The following is a 23,413-nucleotide window of genomic DNA, read 5'->3' as shown; positions in this document are numbered from 1 at the left end:
GTACTGAAAAAGGAGATGTCGGGAATTTGTTGAAAGAGCATGCAAAGTTGATGAAGGTATTCTCTGAATCAGGGGAAATCGTTGGACGGAAGAAGCTGCAAAAGATGATTTACATAGCAAAGAAGCTAGATTTGCCTTTTTACGAGAAATACGATTTTCATTTTTATGGCCCCTATTCAGAGGAGTTGACGCTCAGAATTGAAGAGCTGTGCAACCTTGGATTCTTGGACGAAATGAAGGAAAAAAAGGGCGGATACTATCAATATCGCTATTCGCTGACGGACAATGGGAAAGAGTTTCTCGATCAGTGTGAAGTGGACATGCCTGACCTCAAAGCGCTGACGCAGCAGATGAACGAGCAATCATCCCGTTTCCTAGAGCTTGTCTCAACGATTTTATATTTTGATAACCTGCCAGAAGATGAGGTGAAGGAAAAGGTCTTCACCATTAAAAGCAAGCAGCGCTATACGGACGAAGAATTTGAGGCGGCCCTTGCTTATATTGATCAGTTGAAGGAATTGAACTAGTTGAACAAAAGCCCGACTTTTAGGGCTTTTTTTGTTTTGTAAGACACAGACCAAAAGCGCTATTTTTCGATGAAATGTGTGTCAAAATATCCGAAAAATTAGTGAAAATGACGTGATTCGACTTTCTTCCTGTGCATCTAATTCCCTGTTTTTGACTGAATAGAAGGAAAATGGTGAATTTTCAGTGAATATATAACCTTGTGAAAAACAAAGGAGGGATAGGAATGAAAAAGCGTTCAGTCTTTTTGTCATTTTTATTGGTAGGTAGTTTGTTACCGGGGGTAAGTTCAGCTTCAGCACCAGTAGCGAGTGCAGGTCATGGGCATGATCATGGTCATGCGCCGTTCGAAACCCATATTAGTGAGGGGTTGCCAAAAGCAAAGGATTTTAAAGATTTGACGACAGCACCTCCAATTGAACGAGATGTGACAACAAAGGTATTAGATGAGTCTGGTAAGCAGGTAGGCTCAAGAACCTTTAAGGCCAATACAGGAGATTCAATTTCAACAAAGGCAAGCACAGGCAGTCAGAAGGTCACTGTTTATGCTGTCGCTGATGCGCAGTATCGTGCGAAATATAGTGACTGGCAAACACGGATTGTCAGCATCATCGAGCAAGCAGATGTCACGTTTAACCGTGATCATGATGTGGACTTTGTCGTACAAGCAGTAGGATCATGGACGTCTTCGGGTTCAAATGCAGAGCAAATTTTGTCTAACCTTGCGCGCAGCTTTGATGGCAGAGGATATGACTTTGTCACTGGATTTACAGCAAATCCAAACTTTGATGCTGGCGGAATCGCTTATGTCTACAATAGTGCACCAAGCGGAAGTGCATTCGCCGTTAACCTTGATCAAGGAACAGCGAACACTGCAAAAGCGGCTACGCATGAATACGGTCATAACTTTGGCTTACCGCACGACCCGCAAGGAAGCGGCATTGTCTGCCTAATGAATTATGATTATTCCTACACAGTCGATTTCTTCGATGCGGCTCATAAAAATCAAGTGAACCGTAATAAAGCGTGGTACAGATAAGAATGCAGACAAAAGGACAAACACATTGAGTGTTTGTCCTTTTTATATGCTTACAGATCGCTCATTCGCTTTCCTGCTACGGCATAGTGTTCTTTTTTCATTTCTTCAATAATAACAGAGACTTTTTCTGCACCTGCGCCTGTTGTTTCTACAACGGCATCAGTGACTTTCTCCACAAGAGCTCTTTTCTGCTCGTCTGTTCTTCCTTCAAGCATTTGAACGGTGACAATCGGCATGGCGAAAACCTCCTTTTTCCTTTAATGCTACGCTTCCCTTTAGTTTAAGGGACTTCTTATAGTATACTGAATGAAGTAAATCATTGTATAGAAAGAAAGAGGGATTCATGCCTTTGAACCAATTTCTTGTTTATCCATTAGAACTTATTCCATATGTCGCCATTACGCTTGTTGTTGCATTTACGATGCACGAGCTGGCGCATGCATATGTTGCGTACCGATTCGGAGACCCGACGGCTAAGAATCAAGGGAGACTGACGTTAAATCCACTGAAGCATCTCGATGTATTCGGAACAATTTTGATCTTTGTGGCCGGGTTTGGCTGGGCGAGACCTGTACCGGTGAATCGTTACCATTTTAAAAAACCGCGCTTAGCAGGGATTTGTGTCTCCATTGCTGGGCCATTAAGTAACTTAGTGCTGGCGTTTTTGGGCTTTTTTGTGTATGTGCTTCTTCAGAAATTTGGCGGGGAGTGGATCATGCGCTTTGAGCCGGGAGTCGATAATTTCTTTTTAATCTTTATTAACTTAAACGTCATCTTGTTCCTATTTAACTTATTACCACTTCCGCCGCTGGATGGGTATCGGATTATTGAGGACGTCGTCAGCCCCCGTATCCGGGCGAAAATGACGCAATTTGAACAATATGGGATCATTATTTTTCTTATATTCGTGATCACACCGCTGGGACAGTTTGTGTTTGGTCCATTGATCGGAATGCGGGATCAAATCATACACTGGTTTAATCTTATTTTGAAGCCGCTGCTTTAGGAGGTTTAATAAATGGAAGGTAAAAAGAAGAAACCAATTGGTTTTAACATCATTAAAAAAACAGATGCAACCGACGGACATGGAGGCTTTGGGGCAGGTGCACTCAGCCTTGATAATATCTCGCCAGTCATCATTGATGTAGAGGAAAAGGAAGCTGTCATTGATATTGGTGCTATGCATGCAAGAAGTGCCGTCGAAAAAGGAATTAAATTTTTGAAAACAAAAGAAGAGGTGCCGAACGGAAAACCGTATTGGCTTGTATGGGTGACGATTGACCGCAGAGAAGAAGGGCCTTATTATGCAGGTGTGACGGCTTGTGAAATGACCGTTGACCGTTCGATCCGCCGCGGGTATAAGTCACTTCCAGAGCATGTGAATTTAATGGATAAATCGATGAAGCGAAAAATTGTCGTTAGTCATATGGATGACGTATCCAAAAAGGTGCTGGCTGATTTCTTAAAAGGTCATAATCAAGCGCTATGGGACGCATCAACAGATGAATTAAAAGAAGGATTGGCTGTCCCTGAATAATTGTGAAATTTTTGTGAAGATTGGCGGATGGCTACCAATTCTCTCCGGTTTTTGAGTAAACTGGTGTTAAAGCTAGGACATGGAGAATCCCGAGATGCAGATCTCGGGGTTTTTCATGTCTTTTTTAACGTTTCAGCCACTTTTCCCACCATTTCTTTGGCTTTTGATCTTGAACTGGTTCCTGCTCAGAGGCTTTGTCCTCAGCACCATAGCAGACACCTGTCGGCTCCGTTCCTTCTATAAAATAGGTGAATACCTTTGATTCACATCCTGGACCTGCGAGGTCGCCGGTTTTTGGATTAATATATACCCCTTTGACACCGTCTGGCGGCATGAAGGAAGAGGCTGGCTGCTTCGAGAGAGCTGATTCCATAAAGGAAGCCCATATTTTTTTCGCATAGGCCGTTTCTTCGACTGAGTCAATGGTGCGGCCTTTATCATAGCCTGTCCATACACCTGTGACGAGCTGGGGAGAGAAGCCGATCATCCAGCTGTCGGCGCCTGTAGTCCCAGACTTTCCTCCGTATGTTCTTGTAAGGTCCTTTATAATGGTGCGGCCAGTGACACTTGTATAGCCGTTTAATTGATCATTGAACATGCCTGACATCATGTCGGTGGTGACAAATGCTGCTTTTTCATCGAGGATTTGTTCTCGTTTTTGTTTCTCTTCAAAAAGCACATTACCTTTTGCGTCGGTTACTTTCGTAATAAAGGTTGGTTTGACGCGTTTTCCGCCATTGACCAGCATGGCGTAAGCATTGGTCATTTCAATGGGTTTCACAGGAGACGTGCCCAGGGCAAGAGAGGGTACTTGATCTAGTTTCTCCTTGATTCCAAATGTCTTGCCAGCACGTACAAGCTGTTCCATTCCTAAAAATAGATGGGTCTTTACAGCGTAAATATTATCAGACAGTGCTAAAGCTTGAAACATTGTAATGCCGTCATTGGCGTAATAGCCGTGATAATTGCTTGGTGAATAAGCGGCATCGCTGCCTTGATCATCTAATTCAAACACCGTTTCCTCACTGCGCATGACGGTTGCGGGTGTAAACCCGTTTTGCAAGGCAATGTAATAAAGAAGGGGTTTCATGGTTGAACCGGGCTGCCTTTTTGCTTGTGTCACCCGATTGAATGGACTTTTCTCATAATCCCTCCCGCCTATGAGGGCAAGTACATGCCCTGTTTGAGGATGGATGGCGGCAAAGCCGATTTGGATTTCTGATTTGGAATTCATCGTATTTTTTAACGTCTTTTCTGCGATTTTCTGTAATTCTGGATTGAGAGTCGTTTGGATATGAAGCCCATAGGTTTCAATCTGTTCTTCTGTTAACCCCAAGCTTTGTTTCAACTCTCGAATCACATCGTCATAAAAATACGGGGCTTGCTTTGCTTGCAGCTGCTTCTTTTGCAAAGGGCGATAGGACAGCTTTTCTTTCGCAGCGTCATCGGCTGCTTTTTTCGTAATCATGCCATCCTCGTGCATTTGTCTCAAAATCATATTCTTTCTTGCGCCGGCTTTCTCCTCATTCACATAAGGGGAATAGAGAGAAGGCCCCTTTGGGATACCGGCAAGCAGGGCAGATTCAGCGAGGGTTAAGTTCTTTGCTTTTTTCCCGAAATACAGACGGGACGCTGCTTCCACACCGTACGCTCCGTGACCATAATAAATGGTGTTCAAGTATCCTTCTAAAATCTCATTTTTTGTATAGTTTTGTTCTAAACGAATCGTGTAAAAGGCTTCATTCCACTTCCGCTTCCACGTTTTATCATGATCTAAATACAGATTTCGTGCATATTGCTGGGTGATCGTGCTGGCACCTTGCACCTTAGCCATGGCACGAATATCGGCCACCGCAGCACCTGCCATCCGTTTCACATCAAAGCCATGATGCTCATAAAAGGTTTTATCTTCAACAGCGACAACTGCCTGTCTGATATGAGGAGACATCTCCTTTAATGGCACCCAATATCTCTTTTCTCCAAAGCTGGATTCTCCAAGCTTTGAGCCATCGGCTGCATAAATGGTCGTGGATTGGGGAACTTGAACAGAAGGGGCACCTTGCCATTTAGCTATCAATAGAATCGTCAAAAAGACGGTACCTGCAAATAGAAAAGCGAGCAAGCCGATAAAAAAACAGGCTCGAATCGTTTTCACGGTCATGCGGATTTTTTTATTACTCATGATTGTGTCCATGCAAAGCCCCCATTTTGACGGTTTTTTATCAGTATGGAACAAAGAAAACCGTTTTAAACAAGCGATTGCAGGAGCGCTTTAAAAAATGAAGAGAACTCATGCGGTTCTTTACAATTTGATATGAATCCACTATACTTTTTTCTTGGACAATCGATATAGTCAAAGCCGATAAAAGGCGCTAACAATAGATGTTTGTTTATTATTGGATGAGAGGAAGATGAACAATGAGCGAACTTTGGTATACAGAGAAGCAAACGAAGAATTTTGGTATTACATTGAAGGTGAACAAAACCCTTCACACAGAACAAACAGACTTTCAGCATTTAGAAATGGTGGAAACAGAAGAGTTTGGCAATATGCTGTTTTTAGACGGCATGGTGATGACATCTGAGAAAGATGAGTTTGTATACCACGAAATGGTGGCACATGTTCCTCTTTTCACTCATCCAAAACCGGAAAATGTTCTTGTCGTAGGTGGAGGAGATGGCGGTGTCATTCGTGAGATCCTCAAACACCCAAGTGTGAAAAAAGCGACACTTGTTGATATTGACGGAAAGGTCATCGAATACTCGAAGAAATTCCTTCCTTCTATTGCTGGGAAACTAGACGATCCTCGTGTAGATGTGAAAGTAGGAGACGGTTTTATGCACATTGCTGAAGCTGACAACGAGTATGATGTGATCATGGTTGACTCTACTGAGCCAGTTGGACCAGCTGTGAACCTGTTCTCTAAAGGATTTTACGCAGGAATCGCAAAAGCACTGAAAGAAGACGGTATTTTCGTTGCACAAACGGATAACCCTTGGTTCACACCTGAGTTGATTACAAATGTACAGCGTGATGTAAAAGAAATTTTCCCAATTACGAAGCTTTACACAGCGAATATTCCAACGTATCCAAGCGGTCTTTGGACATTCACCATCGGTTCTAAAAAATATGATCCACTTGCTGTAGAAGACAGCCGTTTCTTTGATATTGAGACGAAATATTACACAAAAGAATTGCACAAAGCGGCATTCGTTCTGCCGAAATTTGTGAGCGACTTAATCAAATAAATCAAGCGAAATGGACATGCGCAAATGACGGTTTGCGCATTTTTTGAAGCGTAAAAGGAGGAATCTTGCATGAGATTCGACGAGGCTTATTCAGGAAAAGTGTTTATTGGAAGTCATCCGACATGGGAAGATGCAAAGGTCATTTTATACGGCATGCCGATGGACTGGACAGTCAGCTACCGCCCAGGTTCACGTTTCGGTCCGAACCGCATTCGTGAAGTATCGATCGGTTTAGAGGAATACAGCCCTTATTTAGATCGTGAGCTGCATGAGGTGCCATTCTTTGATGCGGGTGACATCCCACTTCCTTTTGGGAATGCACAAAAAAGCTTAGATTTAATTGAAGAGTATGTTGACAGCATTTTAGAAAAAGGGAAGTTTCCATTAGGAATGGGCGGCGAGCATCTTGTGTCTTGGCCGGTTTTCCGTGCGATGTATAAGAAATACCCTGATTTGGCCATCATCCATATGGACGCACATACGGATCTTCGTGAGGAATATGAGGGTGAGCCGCTTTCACATTCAACACCGATTCGTAAAGTTGCAGGACTGATTGGACCTGAAAATGTATTTTCTTTCGGCATCCGTTCTGGGATGAAAGAAGAATTTGAATGGGCAAAAGAAGCGGGTATGCACATTTCTAAATTTGAAGTACTCGAGCCATTGAAGCAAGTATTGCCAAAGCTAAAAGGGCGTCCAGTGTATGTGACGATTGACATTGATGTACTTGATCCAGCTCATGCACCTGGTACAGGAACGGTAGATGCTGGCGGTATTACATCAAAAGAGCTGCTTGCATCCATTCATGCGATTGCAGGATCTGACGTCCAAGTCGTTGGGGCAGACCTTGTCGAGGTAGCACCTGTATATGATCACTCTGACCAAACAGCGAATACAGCGAGTAAGCTTTTACGCGAAATGCTGCTTGGATTTGTGAAATAATCAGTTGATAGAGGAGCTTGTCATCTCATGTGGACAAGCTCTTTTTTTACATTGGTCAAAAAATAAAGGAGGGAGCTCATGTTTTCGTCAATATTGATGGTGTTCCTCGCTTTATGTGTGTTAGGGGCAGGCTTTCTCACATTGAAACGAGAGCTCGCAGCTGATCCGCCTGTTTTTGCTTCAAAGAAGGAAGCAAAGGAAGAGATGCTGGGGCTGTTTCACGATCGAGGCTTTTTCTATCTGACGGCCATTGCGTTATTCATGCAGGTGGTTTTTAAAAAGGATCAAATCGCACCATTTGATTTTTTTCAGGCATTTTTGGCAAGTTCAGGCATACAGGCTCTTTTTTACTTAATGAAAAGAAAAGACTTAGGTGTAAAGGCTGGACTTGTCGTAGTGGTCAGTTGTATTTTTCTTTTTTTCTAAAGGGATGTCTGAAAATGAAAAACGAAGTTTAATCGCCGTGAAGAAGAGAAATGATGGTATGATAGGCGATCATGATTATGGTATACTATTTTAGTTAAACGGGTCTTAGCAAAGGAAGTGCAAAATGACACAAAACCAAATTTCAATTCATGTAAAGTCAGTGATGAAACCAGAGACGGAGCCGGCTGAAACGATCGAATTCCGCACGACTGGAACGTACCAAGAGAAGAATGACAAAACGTATCTCACTTACCATGAAGAACATGAAATGGGTCAAGTAAAAACCGTTGTGAAAATGAGTGAAAAAGAAATTTTTGTGATGAGATCAGGGGCTATTCAAATGAAGCAGCGCTTTCTCATTGGAGAAACGACCGTCACACATTACACGATGCCATTCGGTACACTTCAGCTAGATGTGCACACACATGGTATTGATCTCGATGTGGACAAGGGGCTGCTGCACATTACGTACGATATGCTGACAGGAGAAGATCAAAAGCATTTACATACATTATCGATTTCGTATAAGGAGGATTTACGTTCATGAATATCGCAGAACAGGTCAAAGATGCGTTAAAAGAAGAAATCATAGCGGCAGTCGTCAAAGCAGGACTTGCCGATGAAAGCCAGGTGCCAGATGTCCTTTTAGAAGTGCCGAAAGACAAAACTCACGGTGATTACTCTACCAACATGGCGATGCAGCTTGCCCGCATTGCGAAAAAAGCACCTCGTCAAATCGCAGAGGACATCGTCAATGCGTTTGATAAAGGGAAAGCTTCCATTGAAAAACTGGATATCGCAGGTCCAGGATTCATTAACTTTTATATGAACAATCAGTATTTAACAAAGCTCATTCCAGCTGTCCTTGAGGCAAAAGAAGCTTATGGCGAAACGAATACAGGCGGCGGTCAAAAGGTGCAAGTCGAATTCGTCTCAGCCAACCCAACAGGTGACCTTCACCTTGGACATGCCCGCGGAGCAGCTGTAGGAGATTCCCTTTGCAACATCCTTGATAAAGCAGGGTTCGATGTGAGCCGTGAATACTATATCAACGATGCAGGGAATCAAATCAATAATCTCGCTTTATCTGTAGAAGTACGTTATTTTGAGGCACTCGGTCTTGAAAAAGAAATGCCTGAAGACGGCTACAGAGGAGAAGACATCAAAGGCATCGGACAAAAGCTTGCGGATGAATTTGGTGACCGTTTCGTTCATGAACCGGAAGAAGAGCGGATGAAGTTCTTCCGTGAATACGGATTGAAATACGAATTAGAGAAATTACGTGTAGACCTTGAGAATTTCCGTGTGCCATTTGATGTATGGTATTCAGAAACTTCTTTATATGAAAACGGAAAAATCGAACCAGCGCTGGAAACACTTCGTGAAAAAGGCTATGTCTTTGAAGAAGACGGCGCAACATGGCTGCGTTCAACTGATTTTGGTGATGACAAGGACCGTGTGCTGATTAAAAAAGACGGCAGTTTCACTTACCTGCTTCCAGATATCGCATATCATAAAGACAAATTGGACAGAGGCTTTGACCAGCTCATTAACATTTGGGGAGCGGACCATCACGGCTATATTCCTCGGATGAAAGCGGCGATCCAAGCACTTGGATATCCAGCTGACAAGCTTGAAGTAGAAATCATTCAGCTTGTGCATCTTTACAAAAACGGCGAAAAGATGAAGATGAGTAAACGTACAGGAAAAGCCGTCACAATGCGTGATCTGATTGAAGAAGTCGGCTTAGATGCGACTCGTTATTTCTTTGCGATGAGAAGTGCGGCGACACATATGGACTTTGATCTAGACTTAGCGATTTCTACGTCTAACGAAAACCCTGTGTACTATGCACAATATGCGCATGCGAGAATTTGCAGCATGCTGCGTCAAGGAGAAGAAAAAGGCTACGAACCTAACCTTGAAAAAGCCGATTTCTCTCACATTCAATCGGAAAAAGAATACGATCTTCTGAAAATCATTGGCAGCTTCCCAGAAGTTGTAGCAGAAGCAGCTGAAAAGCGTATTCCGCACCGCGTGACGAACTATATTTATGACCTTGCATCAGCCCTTCACAGCTTCTACAATGCCGAGAAGGTCATTGACGCAGAAAAAGAAACAAAAACAACAGCACGTCTTTCACTCATGAAAGCAACACAAATCACGCTTGCTAATGCATTAAAACTAATTGGTGTATCGGCACCGGAGAAGATGTAATAACACGAAGAAACCCACTCGGCATAAGAGTGGGTTTTTTGTCATTCAACGTGTATATCATTTTTATTTCTCTGGAAAATCTCAATTTCATAATCCTCTAATGCTTGTTTAGGAAGTTTTTTTTCTAATACAGACTGCAAGCCTGCTATATCTTTTGAAGTATCAATGCCAATAGAAATTGTGGGATCTGTCTTAACGATTTGATAATGAAGCAATCCATGCTCTTTCCATAATGAGTCTAATACCTGTGTCACCTTTTGATCTAATTCTTCTTCAGAAAGAGTGAGACGATTTGGAGTGGAACTTAATCCAAGAATACAAAGAGTAATAAAAAACAAACCAATCAAACGTTTTTTCATGATATCTCCTCGAATAGTCAATATATTCTTTTAATGGATTATATCATCCAATTAGGTTTGTTTTAATAACTTAACAGAAACATGCTCATAGAAGGCAGTGTTCTAGGTTTATTTAATGGGACAACCAATCTCATCTATTCAAAATATGTAAAACCCGCTATCCTTTAAGAGACAGCGGGTTTTGAAAATTATCCAAGCGTATTAATTATGTTAGAAATAGAATCAAATAATTGGCTAAGTACATCAGAGAACATGTTTTTGCCTCCTCTCTTTTCTTTTTATATCTACTTAACGAAGGGGATGGAGGTTGGATCACTTTTTCTAAAAACTTTCTTGAATCCTATTTTAAAACTTTAGCTCAATCATTTTTTCTAAAATATTTTTTTGATGTGGCGGCAAATTGACTATTCTTTCTTTTAGATTTATTTCAAATTCTTGATTATAACTTATCTCACCTAAGCTCAGAGCTTTGGCTACCGAATTGTTTGGGTAGGTTATTTTATAAGATAGCTTATCTTTTAAGCAATAAAAAAAATCAGGATCATTTAAAGTTAGTAATTTGTCAAAAACCACTTGATAATCTGATTTTTGATCTATATTTGAATGATATTTTTTAAAGAAAAGAAAACAACACCTCGGTTTTTTTTGAGTAAGTATATCGAAATCATTATTGATGAACTTTTCAAAAATAATCTTAACTAGTTTTAATTGTTCTTTTGATTCTTCATCTGAACGTGCAGGTACAAACGTAGGTAAGATTTCTAATTTTTCGGAAATATCCAACTCATCAAGAGGTAAAATATTATTTATATAAATATCTGATTTTTTTCGATTTTGTTTATTTGATAGTACATTTAAACAATCGTATATTATAGAGTCTGATATAGAGAGTCTTAAAAAAGCTGCGTCTTGTTCTAGATTTTGCATCTTAAAAATGATTATATTCCTCAATAACGATAATATTTTAGTTTCCGGAGTATTACTATTTAAATTAAGGTAATGTTTCCTTAAAAAATCGCTGAAATCCTCCATCTGACCTTTTGAGTGTATTTCAATCAATCTACTCAAATTGCTATTAAAATTTATAAATACATCCTTAACTGCTTCAATATTCAATGTTGTTACGCTCAATATATTTTCAATCTGGTAATATTCGAAGTTTTTTTCGTTTTTTATACTAGGGAAGTTGAATTTATCATGCTCACGATTAATAAATATAGAATATAAGAATTCATATAAATTGGGCGAGTTATTCTCTCCTATATCTTTTTCAATTGTATCTTTTAATATAAGTTGATTTTTTTCTATACTGACAAAATCTTTGTGAGGAATAACTTTTTTTTGGTATAAAAAATTTGAATTCTCAACTATCCATTCGTAAATTTTATAATGAAATTGATAAAAATAACACAAAGCAAGCTGTTCGCTGATATTAACATTTATTTTAGTTGATTTTGGCGATTTTTTATAGAAAATATTAAGTAGGAGTTTCGCCTCGCGAAATGTTCTTTGCTCATCTACAAAAATATTTCGAAGTTTTTGAATTAATAATATATCCGAATCTGTTAAATCCATAATTTTTATATTATCACTATTGAATTGTTCTTCAATTACTTTGATCCAAATTTGAGAAGCTTTATTATTCAACGGCATGCTCTCTAAATTTGAAAGGATCTTTTGAATGAATAAAGAGTCGCCTTCATCTTGCACAATTTTGTTATAATCGCCTATAACTATTAGAATACTTTTTTCAAAAGAATTTAATTTTGACAAGTATGCATAAAGTTGTTTTCTATTTTCTGATTCTAATCTATCAAAATCATCGCAGATAAAAATTACCTTCTTGTTGTAATTTTTACTCTTTAACTTTTTTTTAACAAGCCATTCAAATATACTTTCTGTAGAGAATTTATCTAATATTAAATTGAGCAAGCTTATTGTAAGGATTAAAGCGCCCCATATGAAAAAATCCATTCCTGAAATATTATCTGTTGGCTTGGTGATAATATTATAAAAAAACTGTATAAGTGCTAACAACACTACTAATAAAATCGGTGAAGTTTTCACGATCCAATAGAACATAGGATTTAGTTTTTTTGAGAATAATTCAAATGGTTTAATAATCCAAGGGTCAGTCCAAAAATTGATATCAATAAATTTGGTTCTTTTGGAATCGGATTTTTCCTTAATTAAATTTAAGTAGCTTGTTTTGCCAATTCCCCACTTTCCATTTAATAGTATTGAACCTGTAAAATTAGAATTAATGTACTGTTCTATGAATTTATCTACGTTATCTGAGATACCTAAATTATCATCTTCTACTGACTTGATTTCTAAATCTTTCTGCAAAAAACACACCTCTAATGATAAGTTATTTTTTTATTTTATTATTCAGTTTTTTAAAAATAGACATTTAAAAGCGTTATTCTTTGAATAGATAGGCTTCTTAGTTTTGAAAAATTCGCAGCTTCACTTCACGGCCATTACACGTTAGCTCGACACTCCCGCCAATCGGGAAGGTGAACACTGGCTGTGTATGTCCGATATCGACGTCGTAAATTACTGGGATGTGTTTGAGCATTGGATGCTTATCTAAAATGAACCTCAAATGTTCCTCTGTCATCTTGGATTTCTTCTGAAAGCGCCCGATGATCAACCCTTTGATTGTTTCTGCATGCTGCAAGAGGGAGGTAAGGTCTCTGGCGAACATTTCAGGGAACACCAACTCATCATCCTCCACAAATAAGATGGCATCCTTTACATTCGGCATAAACGATGTCCCTTGCAGTAAGTTCAGTGTACAAAGGTTTCCGCCATACAAGGTGCCTTCAGCTGTTCCTTCCTGATAAATCCCCCATGTTGTCGGATGAAACTGCCTGTTCGCTTGATCTAAATACCACGCGTCATCACTCCATTTTGTCGAAGGAATCACATCAAACGGTTCGCCGCCGTTCATCAAGCAAGCTTGAAACATAACGGTCTGCTCCTCCTGTCCCTGCTCCATTTGAAAGCTTGAGAAATGGGGGCCAGAATATGTCACCATATCACATTTCGCTGTAATGGCGTTTGCAAGTGCAGTGATGTCACTATAGCCGCAAAGGACTTTAGGATGCTGTCGGATCAAATCGTAATCAATATAAGGCAAAAGCTCATTGCAGTTAAAGCCTCCGATGGCTGTCAAAATACCATCAACCTCATCATCTTTGAACGCCTCATGCAGATCAGACAAGCGGTGTTCAATAGACGATGAGGAATGAATGTCACATTCAAACACATGCTGTCCAAAAGAGACAGTGAAACCTAAAGACTCTAAACGTTTTTTCGCTTGAGAAATTCCTTCTTTTGATAAAATGCTGGCACTTCGGCTTGGGGCAATGACACGAATATGGCCGCCTTTTTTTAAAGGAGAGGGTGTATGCATAAACAAATCTTCCTTTCCATCACATATTTCTCCATTATATCGGATCAAATAGCTCAAGTCTGTAAAGGCTAGGAAAAAGGATTGGGTCGTGCGTTTCATACAAGCTGTGCAAAGGGTATGGAAGAGAAAAAGACAGAATGAGGGCGGAGAATGTGAAAAAGAGAAGACTGGAATTTTTATTTTTATATTTTATGATATTCGGGGCATATGTGGTGTATTGGTGGACTGTGCCGGCGTGGAGCGTTCAGCTGTACGCAGCGATTTATATCGCCATTATTTTATTTAGTATCATCTCACTCATGCTGGAGAACCGTACATCACAGCACACATTGTTATGGATATATGTGCTCATTTTTTTCCCGATCATTGGCTATATGTTCTATCTGTTCTCAGGGCAGCTCTATGTAAAGGGTCATTTATTCAAATCAAAGAGAATGTATAACCGCGAGAAATTACGCAGAATCTCTGAGCTTGAGAGTAAGCCGAATGAGTCACGTTTAACCGATAATCAGCGTGCTTTTTTTCATTACACAGAAAAAGCAACAGGTATGCATGTGAACACAAATAGTGATATGGAGATTTTAAAGAATGGGGAGGAGACGTTCCCCAGAATTTTTGAAGAGCTAAAAAAGGCAAAATCGTTCATTCATATTGAATATTACATGTTCAAATCCGATTTCCTCGGCCACCGGATGATGGAGATTTTGATTGAAAAAGTGAAAGAAGGGGTAGAGGTCCGTTTCATATATGATGCGGCAGGCAGCATCCGCTTCTCGCGAAAAGATATTAAACGCTTGAAGCAGGCAGGGGTCAAGGTCGCTCCTTTTCTACCTTTAAAATATGGATTCTTTAATCAAAAATTCAATTTCCGAAATCACCGGAAAATCGTCATTATTGATGGAGAGACAGGGTTTGTCGGCGGGTTAAATGTCGGCAAGGAATACGTAGGACGGGATGAAAAGATCGGATTTTGGCGTGATACACATGCCATGTTAAAGGGTGAGGCTGTTCAGACCCTTCACTCCGTTTTTATGCTGGACTGGGAGTATGTATCAGATGAAGTATTAATTGATGATCCGAAGTATCATACGCCGCATTCTGTGACAGGCGAGGATGTCATTCAGGTTGTACCAACTGGACCTGATATGAAAGAAAGTATGAGTGATTTATATGATGCCCTCATTTCTAATGCGAAACAATTTGTTTGGATTGCCACACCTTACTTTGTACCAAACGAATCGATTCGCACTGCGCTCAAAATCGCTGCCACAAGAGGGGTGGATGTGCGGGTGATGGTACCGGAGATCAATGACGGTTTTCTCACGCAATATGCCACACGATCCTATTTTTCTGAACTTCTAAAAGAGGGCATCAAGGTGTATCACTATCAAAAAGGGTTTATGCATCAAAAGGTGATGATCGCAGATGGAGAACTCGCCTCTGTCGGCACCGCGAATGTCGATATGAGAAGCTTTCAGCTCAATTTTGAGGTCAATGTCTTTACAGCCGCGAAAAAGCCAATTGAGCAATTAATGGCCCACTATGAGGAAGATATGAAAGAATGTGAGCAAATGGGTCCTGTTCATTTTTATAAAAGAGGCTTAAAAGAGCGGTTGAAGGAATCATTTGCTCGGTTGTTTTCTGGCGTATTATGAGGATTTCCAGTCAAAGAAATCATTTCCTGATCTAGTATTTTGAAGAGGATTCCTCTATAATTGAAAATGATTATCAATTATAGAGGAAATGAGGTTCTTTTACATATGCTAAAACGCTTTTTCGCCTATTACAGGCCCTATCGCGGTCTGTTCTTTTTAGATTTCTTTTGCGCTGTCGCAGTTGGACTGATGGAACTAGGTTTCCCGCTGATCGTGAACTACTTCATTGATACATTATTACCAACAGGGAACTGGACGGTCATAGCCTGGACCGCACTTGCTCTGTTTATCATTTATGCACTCAGCTCGGTTATGCAATTTATTGTGTCGTACTGGGGACACATGCTTGGCATCAATATTGAAACAGATATGAGGAAGAAGCTGTTTGATCATTTTCAGCGTCTCTCATTTAAGTTCTTTGATAACAACAAAACGGGTAAGCTTATGTCTCGAATGACAAATGACCTCATGTACATTGGTGAGGTAGCTCATCACGGACCTGAGGATTTGTTTATTGCGATTATGACGATTCTTGGCGCCTTTGCTGTCATGCTGATGATTAACTGGCAGCTTGCCGTTTTAACCTTCCTGATTATGCCTGTCATCATCTGGCTTGCCCTTCATTTTAATAAGAAAATGACACATGCGATTACGCAGTTAAACAATGACATTGGAGACTTTCATGCAAGGGTAGAAAACAATATTGGCGGCATTCGTCTTGTTCAAGCCTTTGCCAACGAACATTTCGAGAAAAAGCGTTTTGCTGAAAACAACAACCGCTTTCGGAAAGCGAAGCTTCTTTCATATAAAATCATGTCGGTTAACGGCTCAATCAGTTACATTCTCACCCGTCTTGTGACACTGTTTGTCCTTCTAGCAGGGACATGGTTTGTTTTGCAGGGTCAATTAACGGCAGGTGGATTTATCGCGTTTGTTCTAATTACAAACGTCTTATTCAGACCGATTGATAAGATCAACACGGTGATTGAAATGTATCCAAAAGGAATTGCGGGCTTTAAAAGCTATGTCGACTTACTTGAAACAGAGCCAGATGTGAAGGATACAGAAGGAGCTCGTGATGTATTCGGATTGAAAGGTGAAATTGAATATCGAAACGTGACATTTGGCTACGATGAGCACAGCCATGTGTTAAAGGACATCGATCTGAAAATCAAACAAGGAGAAACTGTTGCGTTTGTCGGGCCTTCAGGAGCCGGGAAATCGACGATTTGCAGCCTGCTGCCACGTTTTTATGATGTGGATGAAGGGGAGATTACAATTGATGGTGTGAGTACAAAATCGATGACCCTGTCTTCTTTAAGACAGCAGATCGGCATTGTGCAGCAGGATGTCTTTTTATTCTCAGGCACCATTCGTGAAAACATTGCGTACGGCAACCTAGAAGCCAGCGATGCAGAGATTTGGGAGGCTGTACGTCGTGCGCATTTAGAGGAACTCGTTCAGCGTTTCCCAGAAGGATTAAATACGGTGATAGGCGAGCGCGGCGTCAAATTGTCAGGCGGTCAAAAGCAGCGCTTGTCAATTGCGCGGATGTTCCTAAAAAATCCTTCGATTCTTATTTTAGATGAAGCCACATCAGCACTTGATACAGAAACAGAAAAAGCCATACAAGATGCACTAAGCGAACTGGCTGTCGGCAGGACAACACTCGTCATTGCCCACCGCTTGGCAACAATTAAACACGCCGACCGTATCATCGTCGTGACAGAGGAAGGCATCCAAGAACAAGGCCGCCACCAAGATCTCATTCAAATGGGCGGCGTATACAGCAGACTGCATGAAGCGCAGTTTGGTCATTGATCAGCGCGTAGACAAACCCTCGCATTCGCCCGCAGTTCTGCGTGCCGGTGCTCACGAATGTCAATTCGCTCCGCTCCGGTACTCGTCCTTCCTAGGGCTGCAAAGGTTTTCTATCACGCTGAATGAAAAACAATCTGAGCCCTTTTGATAAAGGGCTTTTTTTGTTAGGATAGAAAAAACGTTTGTAGGAAGGATCTGATGGAATGAAGGGGCTTCGGCGATTACAAAAGGGCGATAAGATCGGTATTTTTTCACCTTCTAGTCCTGCATCAGCGACCTCGCCTCTTAGGTATGAGCGGGCGAAGAAGTGGCTTGAGCAAAAAGGATTCATTGTGGTTCCAGGATCATTAACAGGGAAAGAGGATTACTATCGTTCAGGTACAATTCAAGAACGAGCAGATGAGCTGAATGAGCTGATGGCTAGAGAGGACTTGGCGTGCATCATGTCAATGATTGGCGGGACGAATTCAAATAGTTTGCTGCCTTATCTTAATTTTGACCTGCTGAAACAACATCCGAAAATCATGATCGGTTATTCAGATGCGACAGCGATTCTACTAGCGGCGTACGAAAAAACGGGACTGACTGTTTTCTACGGGCCGGCGCTTGTTCCTTCTTTTGGCGAGTTTGAACCGTTTGTTAATAATACATATCAGTCATTTGAGGACATCCTGATGTCCCAACAAACCATTCCTTATCAGATTGAAAAACCGCCTTTTTGGACAGATGAACGAATCAATTGGGAAGAGAAGACGCGTGACAAAAAACAGCGTCCGAATGATTGGCTGTGCGCCATAGAGGGACAGGCAGAAGGCAGATTGATCGGCGGAAACTTGAATGCGATGTACGGCATATGGGGAAGTGAATTCATGCCAGCGGTGAAAAACGGAGACATCCTTCTCATTGAAGATTGTATGAAAACCGCGTCAGTTGTAGAAAAGAACTTCTCTTTATTGAAAGTAAATGGAGTGTTTGAACGGGTATCAGGGATTCTTTTAGGAAAACATGAGCTGTTTGATGATGAAGGAACGGGCAAAGAACCTTACGAGATTTTACTTGAGGTGCTCGGAGAGACAAAAAGACCACTCATCGCTGATTTTGACTGTGCCCATACGCACCCAATGCTTACGATGCCAATCGGGGCACAAGTGAAAATGGATGCATCCTCCAAACAAGTTTGGTTAACAAAAGAGTGGATATAGCAAAAGAGCAGCCCGCGGCTGCTCTCCCAGCATGTAGACAAACCCTCGCATTCTGTGTCAGGCCTGCGTGCCGGTGCTCACGAATGTCAAATTCGCTCCGCGCCGGTACTCGTCCTTCCTAGGCTGCAAAGGTTTACTATCACGCTGAAAAGAAGACAAAGGGCTAAAATCAACATCATTTTAGCCCTTTGTCAACCAATCTGAAAGAGCAGCCCGTGGCTGCTCTTCTTTATGAAACCTTCTCTTTTTCAAATGGCCTTAGGAGGTCTTGCGCTTTTTTCCCCTCTACGACAATTAAGTAGTCAGACTCTAAATGAGTGAGCCTGAAGGTTTCAAGCTCTACGATGTTCTTAATGCTACACATTGTTTTTTTAGAATACACATATATACGATGCTGAGCCTGCTGGCACTTTTCATAAAGAGAAATAAGCTTATGTAAATTCAACGCTTTCGCAGCGATTCGGATTGAATAGATTTGAGACATCTTCATATCCTCCTGTTAATTACTTTCTCACAATAGCTTTGTTACCCCCATTTGCACAAAGGTAAACCTTTCTTTATGATTTCCACTCAATGGTTCCTCCGCCCGTCCGCCGATTGCCCCTTATCGCAGACAGCTCTTCGACTAGACGGAGCAGAGCCTGATCCTTTAATTTTGCTTCAATCATGAAATCTACATCCAGGCCATACGGTTTTAATGCTTGAAAAAGCGGTAAGACAAAATTCATATCTACTCCATCTGCATGACTGCGTATAGCTTTTTCTGATTTAGGTGAAGACAAATGGATTTTGGGCGGAATGCCAGTGTTTATCCACGTGACGAACATTCTTGGCAGGATGTCATCGAGTGCGGCATCGTCATCTTTATTTGCCACGTGATGATGGTAATCAAAAACAAACGGAATATCATGCTTTTCACATACACTAAGCGTTTCGAGCGACGTATATGTTTTGTCATCGTTCTCAAGTGTCATTCTCGCTTTGATATGAGCTGGAAGCTGTTTGATATTTTCATCAAAGCGTTGAAGAGCCGATTCTTTATCGCCGTACGCCCCGCCTACATGAATGTTCATGTAGCCTTCCTTATCGAGCTTCATCGCCTCAAGCATCTGATAATGGTACGTCATATCGATGACGGCATTTTCTGTAATGGAAGGTTTGGGGCTAGTAAACAAGGTGAATTGATTGGGGTGAAAGCTGACCCGTAAGCCGTGCCGTTTCACCAGCTTGCCGATCTCAAGAAATTCTTTGTGAAAAGGTGTCACAAAGTCCCAGCGCACCTCTGGATGGGTCGCGAGCGGGACGATCGAGCTTGAAAAACGGTAAAGCGGGATATCATGAGCAATGGCGAAATAAAGCGTTCTTAATGTATTCACGAGATTGGCCTTCGTTGTTCGCAATAAAGCCTCTTTTCTTTCTCCCTTAGCCAGCTTGCTGTATCTAGCAAAGGTCAGCGACTTGGCAGGAGAAGCTTCCCACAAGGTGACGGCATTGGATACATAACCAAATCGATAACGCATAGGTCATCTCCTTTATAAAAAATACGAGAACATGGCGGCAACCCACTCAAGCGGCCGAGTGAAAAGCGGGCGCTTTGACAATGTTTCTTCTGTCAAGATCTCAGAAACCTCCATATGCTCCCGAATCTTTTCTTCTACGTGTGCAGTAAAAGCGGGATCATCAATGGCTACATCTACTTCTTCGTTTAAAAACAAGCTGCGTTTATCAAAATTCGCGGTACTGATCATACAGCGGCTGTGATCAATCAAAATGGCTTTCGAATGATAAAACCCTTTATAAAAACGATAAACAAGACATCCAGAGGCAATGAGGTCCTTCAAATAATGAAAGCCAGCCTCTTTGACAAGTGGATGATCCGCTTTCATTGGAATGATGATTTCAACTGTGACGCCCCGCTTTCGTGCATCAAGCAGCGCCTTTAGAAGAGGGGCTGATGGAATAAAATAAGGCGTACAGATGATGATCTGTTTCCTCGCCTGCTGAATATCTTGGAGAAATAAAGCTTCTAAAGAAAAGCCGGCAGTCGCGCGTGTTGTGCATTGTAATGTTCCCGGTTCCAATGCAGGGAAAACCTCATATTGCAGCTGATGAATGCCAGACGAACGGTACAAATCATTCAGAAACACATGCTGGAGATCTGCGACAACCTGTCCGGTCATCCGCAAATGATAATCCTTCCAAATGCCAAACCGGCCTTTCTTCCCAACATATTCATCGCCTATATTAAATCCGCCAATATAGCCAATTTTCCCATCAATCACCGTAATTTTACGGTGATTTCTCATGTTTAGACGGTAAATCAAAAAAGGAAAACGAGGCTTATTTAAAAAGTAAAATTGAATCCCGCTTCTTTCTAGCATGTCAATCGCCTTTTGATCAAACGGATAGGAGCCTAATCGGTCGGTCAGCAAAAAGACGGAAACTCCTTGCTCCGCTTTGGCTTTCAAGGCTTGTAAGACCCTTTGACCAATCTTGTCGTTCTTTACAATAAAGAACATCATATGAATAGAAGAAGAGGCCTGCTGTATATCGGTAAGCAGCTGATCGAAAAATGGTTCGCCATCATGATAAAAGGCGGCATCGCCGCTTGTTTGGTCAAAAGACCGTTCAAATGCGTGAGTAGAAAAATATTTCCTCCCCATATAAAGGTCTAACATCACGAGCAAAACGATGGCAATGAGTACGAGTAGGATGATCAATGCGATCATGAAACTTCCTCCTTTTTTGCATATTTCAATAGTGTACCCAAACGTGTAAAAAATATTGACTGAATACTCATTCATTATTTATGATAGAGGTACAACATGGAAACGGAACAAAGTGGGTTTTGGGGAATGAAAGGGGGAGCAAGATGAATAGCCTTTTAATTATCAACTTGATCGCATTTGCGGCGGTGACCGCTTACGCAGTGTATTTGTTTGTTTATCTCATTCGAACACGAGCGGCGTATATTCGTCTTGGTAAAAAAGAAGAGTTTCAACAAGACATGAAGAAACGCTTAGAGCGTGTTTGGGTCAATGTATTTGGGCAAAAGAAGCTGTTAAAGGACAAGAAGAGCGGTATCATTCATGTGCTGTTTTTCTACGGATTTATCCTCGTACAGTTCGGAGCCCTTGATTTTATTCTGAAGGGGCTTATTCCAGACAGCGGGCTTCCTTTAGGTCCGGTGTACGGCGTCTTTACGTTTTTCCAAGAGGTGGTCACACTTCTCATTTTAGTGGCCGTTGTATGGGCTTTCCATAGAAGATACGTGGAGAAGCTTGTCCGTTTAAAACGAGGCTTCAAATCAGGTCTAGTGCTTTTATTTATTGGCGGCTTAATGCTGACAGTCTTACTTGGGAACGGCATGAACATCATCTGGCATGGACACTCTCTATCACCAACTGAGCCAATCGCTTCTGGTATTGCTTTCTTGCTGGGCGGAATTTCACCTCTTGCGGCTGCGATTGTTTTTTATGCCGCATGGTGGGTGCATCTTCTTATTTTGCTGACATTCTTAGTATATGTTCCTCAGTCAAAGCACGCCCATCTGATTGCAGGGCCTGTGAACGTATTTGTCAGCAGATTAGACCCGCCAGGCAAGCTGCAAAAAATCGATTTTGAAGATGAGACACAAGAGACCTTCGGTGTGGGGAAAATTGAAGACTTCCGTCAGTCTCAGCTCATCGATCTTTACGCTTGTGTGGAATGCGGGCGCTGCACGAATATGTGCCCGGCAACAGGGACAGGGAAGATGCTGTCTCCGATGGATTTGATTTTAAGGTTAAGAGATCATTTAACCAATAAAGGGGCCGCTATTACATCAAAGACACCTTGGGTCCCGCAGCTTGCCTTCAAGCAGACAACAGGAAACCAGTTGGCACTGCAGGCGAGAGGAGCAGGTGCGGAAGAGTCGGCTGCCAGCTCGATATATCATCCTTCTCTTATTGGAGAGGTCATTACAGAAGAAGAAATCTGGGCATGTACGACGTGCCGAAATTGTGAAGACCAATGCCCTGTCATGAATGAACACGTTGATAAGATTATTGATATGCGCAGATATCTTGTGCTGACCGAAGGAAAAATGGACGCAGATGCACAGCGTGCCATGACAAGCATTGAGCGCCAAGGGAATCCGTGGGGATTAAACCGGAAAGAAAGAGAAAATTGGCGTGAACTGAGAGAAGATGTGCATGTGCCGACAGTGAAAGAGCTGAAAAAAGCAGAGCAAACCTTTGATTATTTATTCTGGGTTGGGTCAATGGGGGCATATGACAATCGAAGCCAAAAGATTGCACTTGCTTTTGCAAAGCTCCTCAATGAAGCGGGAGTATCCTTTGCGATCCTAGGCAATAAAGAGAAAAACTCAGGTGATACACCAAGAAGACTCGGAAACGAATTTTTATTCCAAGAGCTTGCTGCAAAAAACATTGAAGAATTCCAGAAAAACGGCGTTACAAAGATCGTCACGATTGATCCACACGCCTACAACTTATTTAAAAATGAATATCCAGACTTCGGACTTGAGGCAGAAGTGTACCATCATACAGAATTACTGGCAGAGTTAGTGAAAGAAGGGAAAATAACACCTGTACATGAAGTAAACGAAGTGATTACCTTCCACGACTCTTGCTACCTAGGCAGATATAATGAAGTGTACGACCCGCCAAGAGACATTTTAAAAGCCATTCCTGGTGTGACGCTGAAAGAAATGGAGCGCAATCGTGAAACTGGTATGTGCTGCGGAGCAGGCGGGGGCTTAATGTGGATGGAAGAAGAGACGGGTACCCGGATTAACACTGCACGAACGGAGCAGGCCTTACAGGTACAGCCGTCCATCATCAGCTCGGGGTGTCCTTATTGCTTAACGATGCTGGGAGATGGGACGAAGGCGAAGGAAGTAGAGGAGCAGGTAGGCACATTTGATGTCGCCGAACTTCTTGAAAAATCAGTGTTTGGTGAGCCTGGAAAGCAGGTGTCGTAAACATGACAGGCCGATGAATAGGATGTTCATCGGCTT

21 protein-coding genes are annotated in these 23,413 nt (G+C 41.6%); 13 read left to right on the top strand and 8 right to left on the bottom strand.

What is annotated here, in order from left to right; all coding sequences use genetic code 11:
* The first annotated feature begins 26 nt into the window (after positions 1 to 26).
* The gene (locus tag MHI08_RS17105) at positions 27 to 527 is read left to right on the top strand and encodes a YwgA family protein (RefSeq protein WP_024426378.1); all 501 of its coding nucleotides are present in this window, start codon (positions 27 to 29) and stop codon (positions 525 to 527) included.
* A gap of 224 nt (positions 528 to 751) precedes the next feature.
* Complete coding sequence (locus tag MHI08_RS17100) at positions 752 to 1,564, top strand: zinc-dependent metalloprotease (protein ID WP_024423771.1); 813 nt, start codon at positions 752 to 754, stop codon at positions 1,562 to 1,564.
* 50 nt (positions 1,565 to 1,614) lie between these two features.
* Here MHI08_RS17100 and MHI08_RS17095 read toward each other — a convergent pair whose 3' ends face one another.
* The gene (locus tag MHI08_RS17095; protein ID WP_003214939.1) at positions 1,615 to 1,800 is read right to left on the bottom strand and encodes a 2-hydroxymuconate tautomerase; all 186 of its coding nucleotides are present in this window, start codon (positions 1,798 to 1,800) and stop codon (positions 1,615 to 1,617) included.
* Between the two features lie 113 nt (positions 1,801 to 1,913).
* Here MHI08_RS17095 and MHI08_RS17090 point away from each other — a divergent pair, with 113 nt between their 5' ends.
* Together MHI08_RS17090 and MHI08_RS17085 are read left to right on the top strand one after the other, a co-directional pair.
* Entirely contained in the window at positions 1,914 to 2,570 is a 657-nt protein-coding gene (locus MHI08_RS17090) for a site-2 protease family protein (protein WP_024423770.1), read from the top strand.
* Between the two features lie 12 nt (positions 2,571 to 2,582).
* A complete protein-coding gene (locus tag MHI08_RS17085; RefSeq protein WP_024423769.1) occupies positions 2,583 to 3,101 on the top strand; it encodes a YwhD family protein in 519 nt (172 codons plus the stop codon).
* 124 nt (positions 3,102 to 3,225) lie between these two features.
* Here MHI08_RS17085 and MHI08_RS17080 read toward each other — a convergent pair whose 3' ends face one another.
* A complete protein-coding gene (locus tag MHI08_RS17080) occupies positions 3,226 to 5,295 on the bottom strand; it encodes a transglycosylase domain-containing protein (RefSeq protein WP_342499800.1) in 2,070 nt (689 codons plus the stop codon).
* Positions 5,296 to 5,519: 224 nt separating this feature from the next.
* Here MHI08_RS17080 and speE point away from each other — a divergent pair, with 224 nt between their 5' ends.
* The 5 genes from speE to argS all read left to right on the top strand — a co-directional run bounded on the left by speE (position 5,520) and on the right by argS (position 9,935).
* Positions 5,520 to 6,350: a spermidine synthase gene (gene speE / locus MHI08_RS17075; protein ID WP_024423767.1), complete on the top strand. Its 831-nt coding sequence runs from the start codon at positions 5,520 to 5,522 to the stop codon at positions 6,348 to 6,350.
* A gap of 69 nt (positions 6,351 to 6,419) precedes the next feature.
* Positions 6,420 to 7,292, top strand: a complete 873-nt coding sequence (gene speB / locus MHI08_RS17070; RefSeq protein ID WP_024423766.1) for an agmatinase — start codon at positions 6,420 to 6,422, stop codon at positions 7,290 to 7,292.
* A 78-nt stretch (positions 7,293 to 7,370) separates the two neighbouring features.
* A complete protein-coding gene (locus MHI08_RS17065) occupies positions 7,371 to 7,718 on the top strand; it encodes a hypothetical protein (RefSeq protein ID WP_034621833.1) in 348 nt (115 codons plus the stop codon).
* Between the two features lie 124 nt (positions 7,719 to 7,842).
* Positions 7,843 to 8,265, top strand: a complete 423-nt coding sequence (locus tag MHI08_RS17060; protein ID WP_003215400.1) for a DUF1934 family protein — start codon at positions 7,843 to 7,845, stop codon at positions 8,263 to 8,265.
* Positions 8,262 to 9,935 carry an arginine--tRNA ligase gene (gene argS, locus MHI08_RS17055; RefSeq protein WP_342499799.1) on the top strand — a complete coding sequence of 558 codons (1,674 nt, stop codon included), beginning with the start codon at positions 8,262 to 8,264 and terminating at the stop codon, positions 9,933 to 9,935. The genes MHI08_RS17060 and argS overlap by 4 nt, the downstream gene beginning before the upstream one ends.
* Before the next feature lie 41 nt (positions 9,936 to 9,976).
* On the opposite strand, the gene MHI08_RS17050 is transcribed toward argS, so the two are convergent.
* From MHI08_RS17050 to MHI08_RS17040, 3 genes are all read right to left on the bottom strand, one after another.
* On the bottom strand, positions 9,977 to 10,294 hold the full coding sequence (locus MHI08_RS17050) for a hypothetical protein (protein WP_342499798.1): 318 nt from the start codon (positions 10,292 to 10,294) through the stop codon (positions 9,977 to 9,979).
* Positions 10,295 to 10,639: 345 nt separating this feature from the next.
* Entirely contained in the window at positions 10,640 to 12,643 is a 2,004-nt protein-coding gene (locus MHI08_RS17045) for a P-loop NTPase fold protein (RefSeq protein ID WP_342499797.1), read from the bottom strand.
* Between the two features lie 97 nt (positions 12,644 to 12,740).
* Entirely contained in the window at positions 12,741 to 13,715 is a 975-nt protein-coding gene (locus MHI08_RS17040; RefSeq protein WP_342499796.1) for a S66 peptidase family protein, read from the bottom strand.
* A gap of 152 nt (positions 13,716 to 13,867) precedes the next feature.
* Here MHI08_RS17040 and cls (MHI08_RS17035) point away from each other — a divergent pair, with 152 nt between their 5' ends.
* The 3 genes from cls (MHI08_RS17035) (at position 13,868) to MHI08_RS17025 (ending at position 18,393) form a co-directional block, all read left to right on the top strand.
* The gene (gene cls, locus MHI08_RS17035) at positions 13,868 to 15,370 is read left to right on the top strand and encodes a cardiolipin synthase (RefSeq protein ID WP_056766821.1); all 1,503 of its coding nucleotides are present in this window, start codon (positions 13,868 to 13,870) and stop codon (positions 15,368 to 15,370) included.
* A 105-nt stretch (positions 15,371 to 15,475) separates the two neighbouring features.
* On the top strand, positions 15,476 to 17,191 hold the full coding sequence (locus tag MHI08_RS17030) for an ABC transporter ATP-binding protein (RefSeq protein ID WP_056766823.1): 1,716 nt from the start codon (positions 15,476 to 15,478) through the stop codon (positions 17,189 to 17,191).
* Between the two features lie 203 nt (positions 17,192 to 17,394).
* Positions 17,395 to 18,393: a S66 peptidase family protein gene (locus tag MHI08_RS17025; RefSeq protein ID WP_056765543.1), complete on the top strand. Its 999-nt coding sequence runs from the start codon at positions 17,395 to 17,397 to the stop codon at positions 18,391 to 18,393.
* A gap of 229 nt (positions 18,394 to 18,622) precedes the next feature.
* Here MHI08_RS17025 and MHI08_RS17020 read toward each other — a convergent pair whose 3' ends face one another.
* The 3 genes from MHI08_RS17020 to cls (MHI08_RS17010) all read right to left on the bottom strand — a co-directional run bounded on the left by MHI08_RS17020 (position 18,623) and on the right by cls (MHI08_RS17010) (position 21,122).
* Complete coding sequence (locus tag MHI08_RS17020; protein ID WP_056765544.1) at positions 18,623 to 18,877, bottom strand: hypothetical protein; 255 nt, start codon at positions 18,875 to 18,877, stop codon at positions 18,623 to 18,625.
* 73 nt (positions 18,878 to 18,950) lie between these two features.
* The gene (uvsE, locus tag MHI08_RS17015; protein ID WP_056765545.1) at positions 18,951 to 19,913 is read right to left on the bottom strand and encodes a UV DNA damage repair endonuclease UvsE; all 963 of its coding nucleotides are present in this window, start codon (positions 19,911 to 19,913) and stop codon (positions 18,951 to 18,953) included.
* A gap of 12 nt (positions 19,914 to 19,925) precedes the next feature.
* Positions 19,926 to 21,122, bottom strand: coding sequence for a cardiolipin synthase (cls, locus tag MHI08_RS17010; protein WP_024423757.1), 1,197 nt, complete (start codon positions 21,120 to 21,122; stop codon positions 19,926 to 19,928).
* A 143-nt stretch (positions 21,123 to 21,265) separates the two neighbouring features.
* Here cls (MHI08_RS17010) and MHI08_RS17005 point away from each other — a divergent pair, with 143 nt between their 5' ends.
* Entirely contained in the window at positions 21,266 to 23,377 is a 2,112-nt protein-coding gene (locus MHI08_RS17005; protein WP_024426357.1) for a heterodisulfide reductase-related iron-sulfur binding cluster, read from the top strand.
* The last annotated feature ends 36 nt before the right edge of the window (positions 23,378 to 23,413 follow it).

Source organism: Bacillus sp. FSL M7-0791, from assembly GCF_038627085.1.
GTDB lineage: Bacteria > Bacillota > Bacilli > Bacillales > Bacillaceae > Bacillus > Bacillus safensis.
The sequence above is the reverse complement of the archived record's forward strand: the minus strand, read 5'-3'. Positions and strand labels throughout refer to the sequence as shown.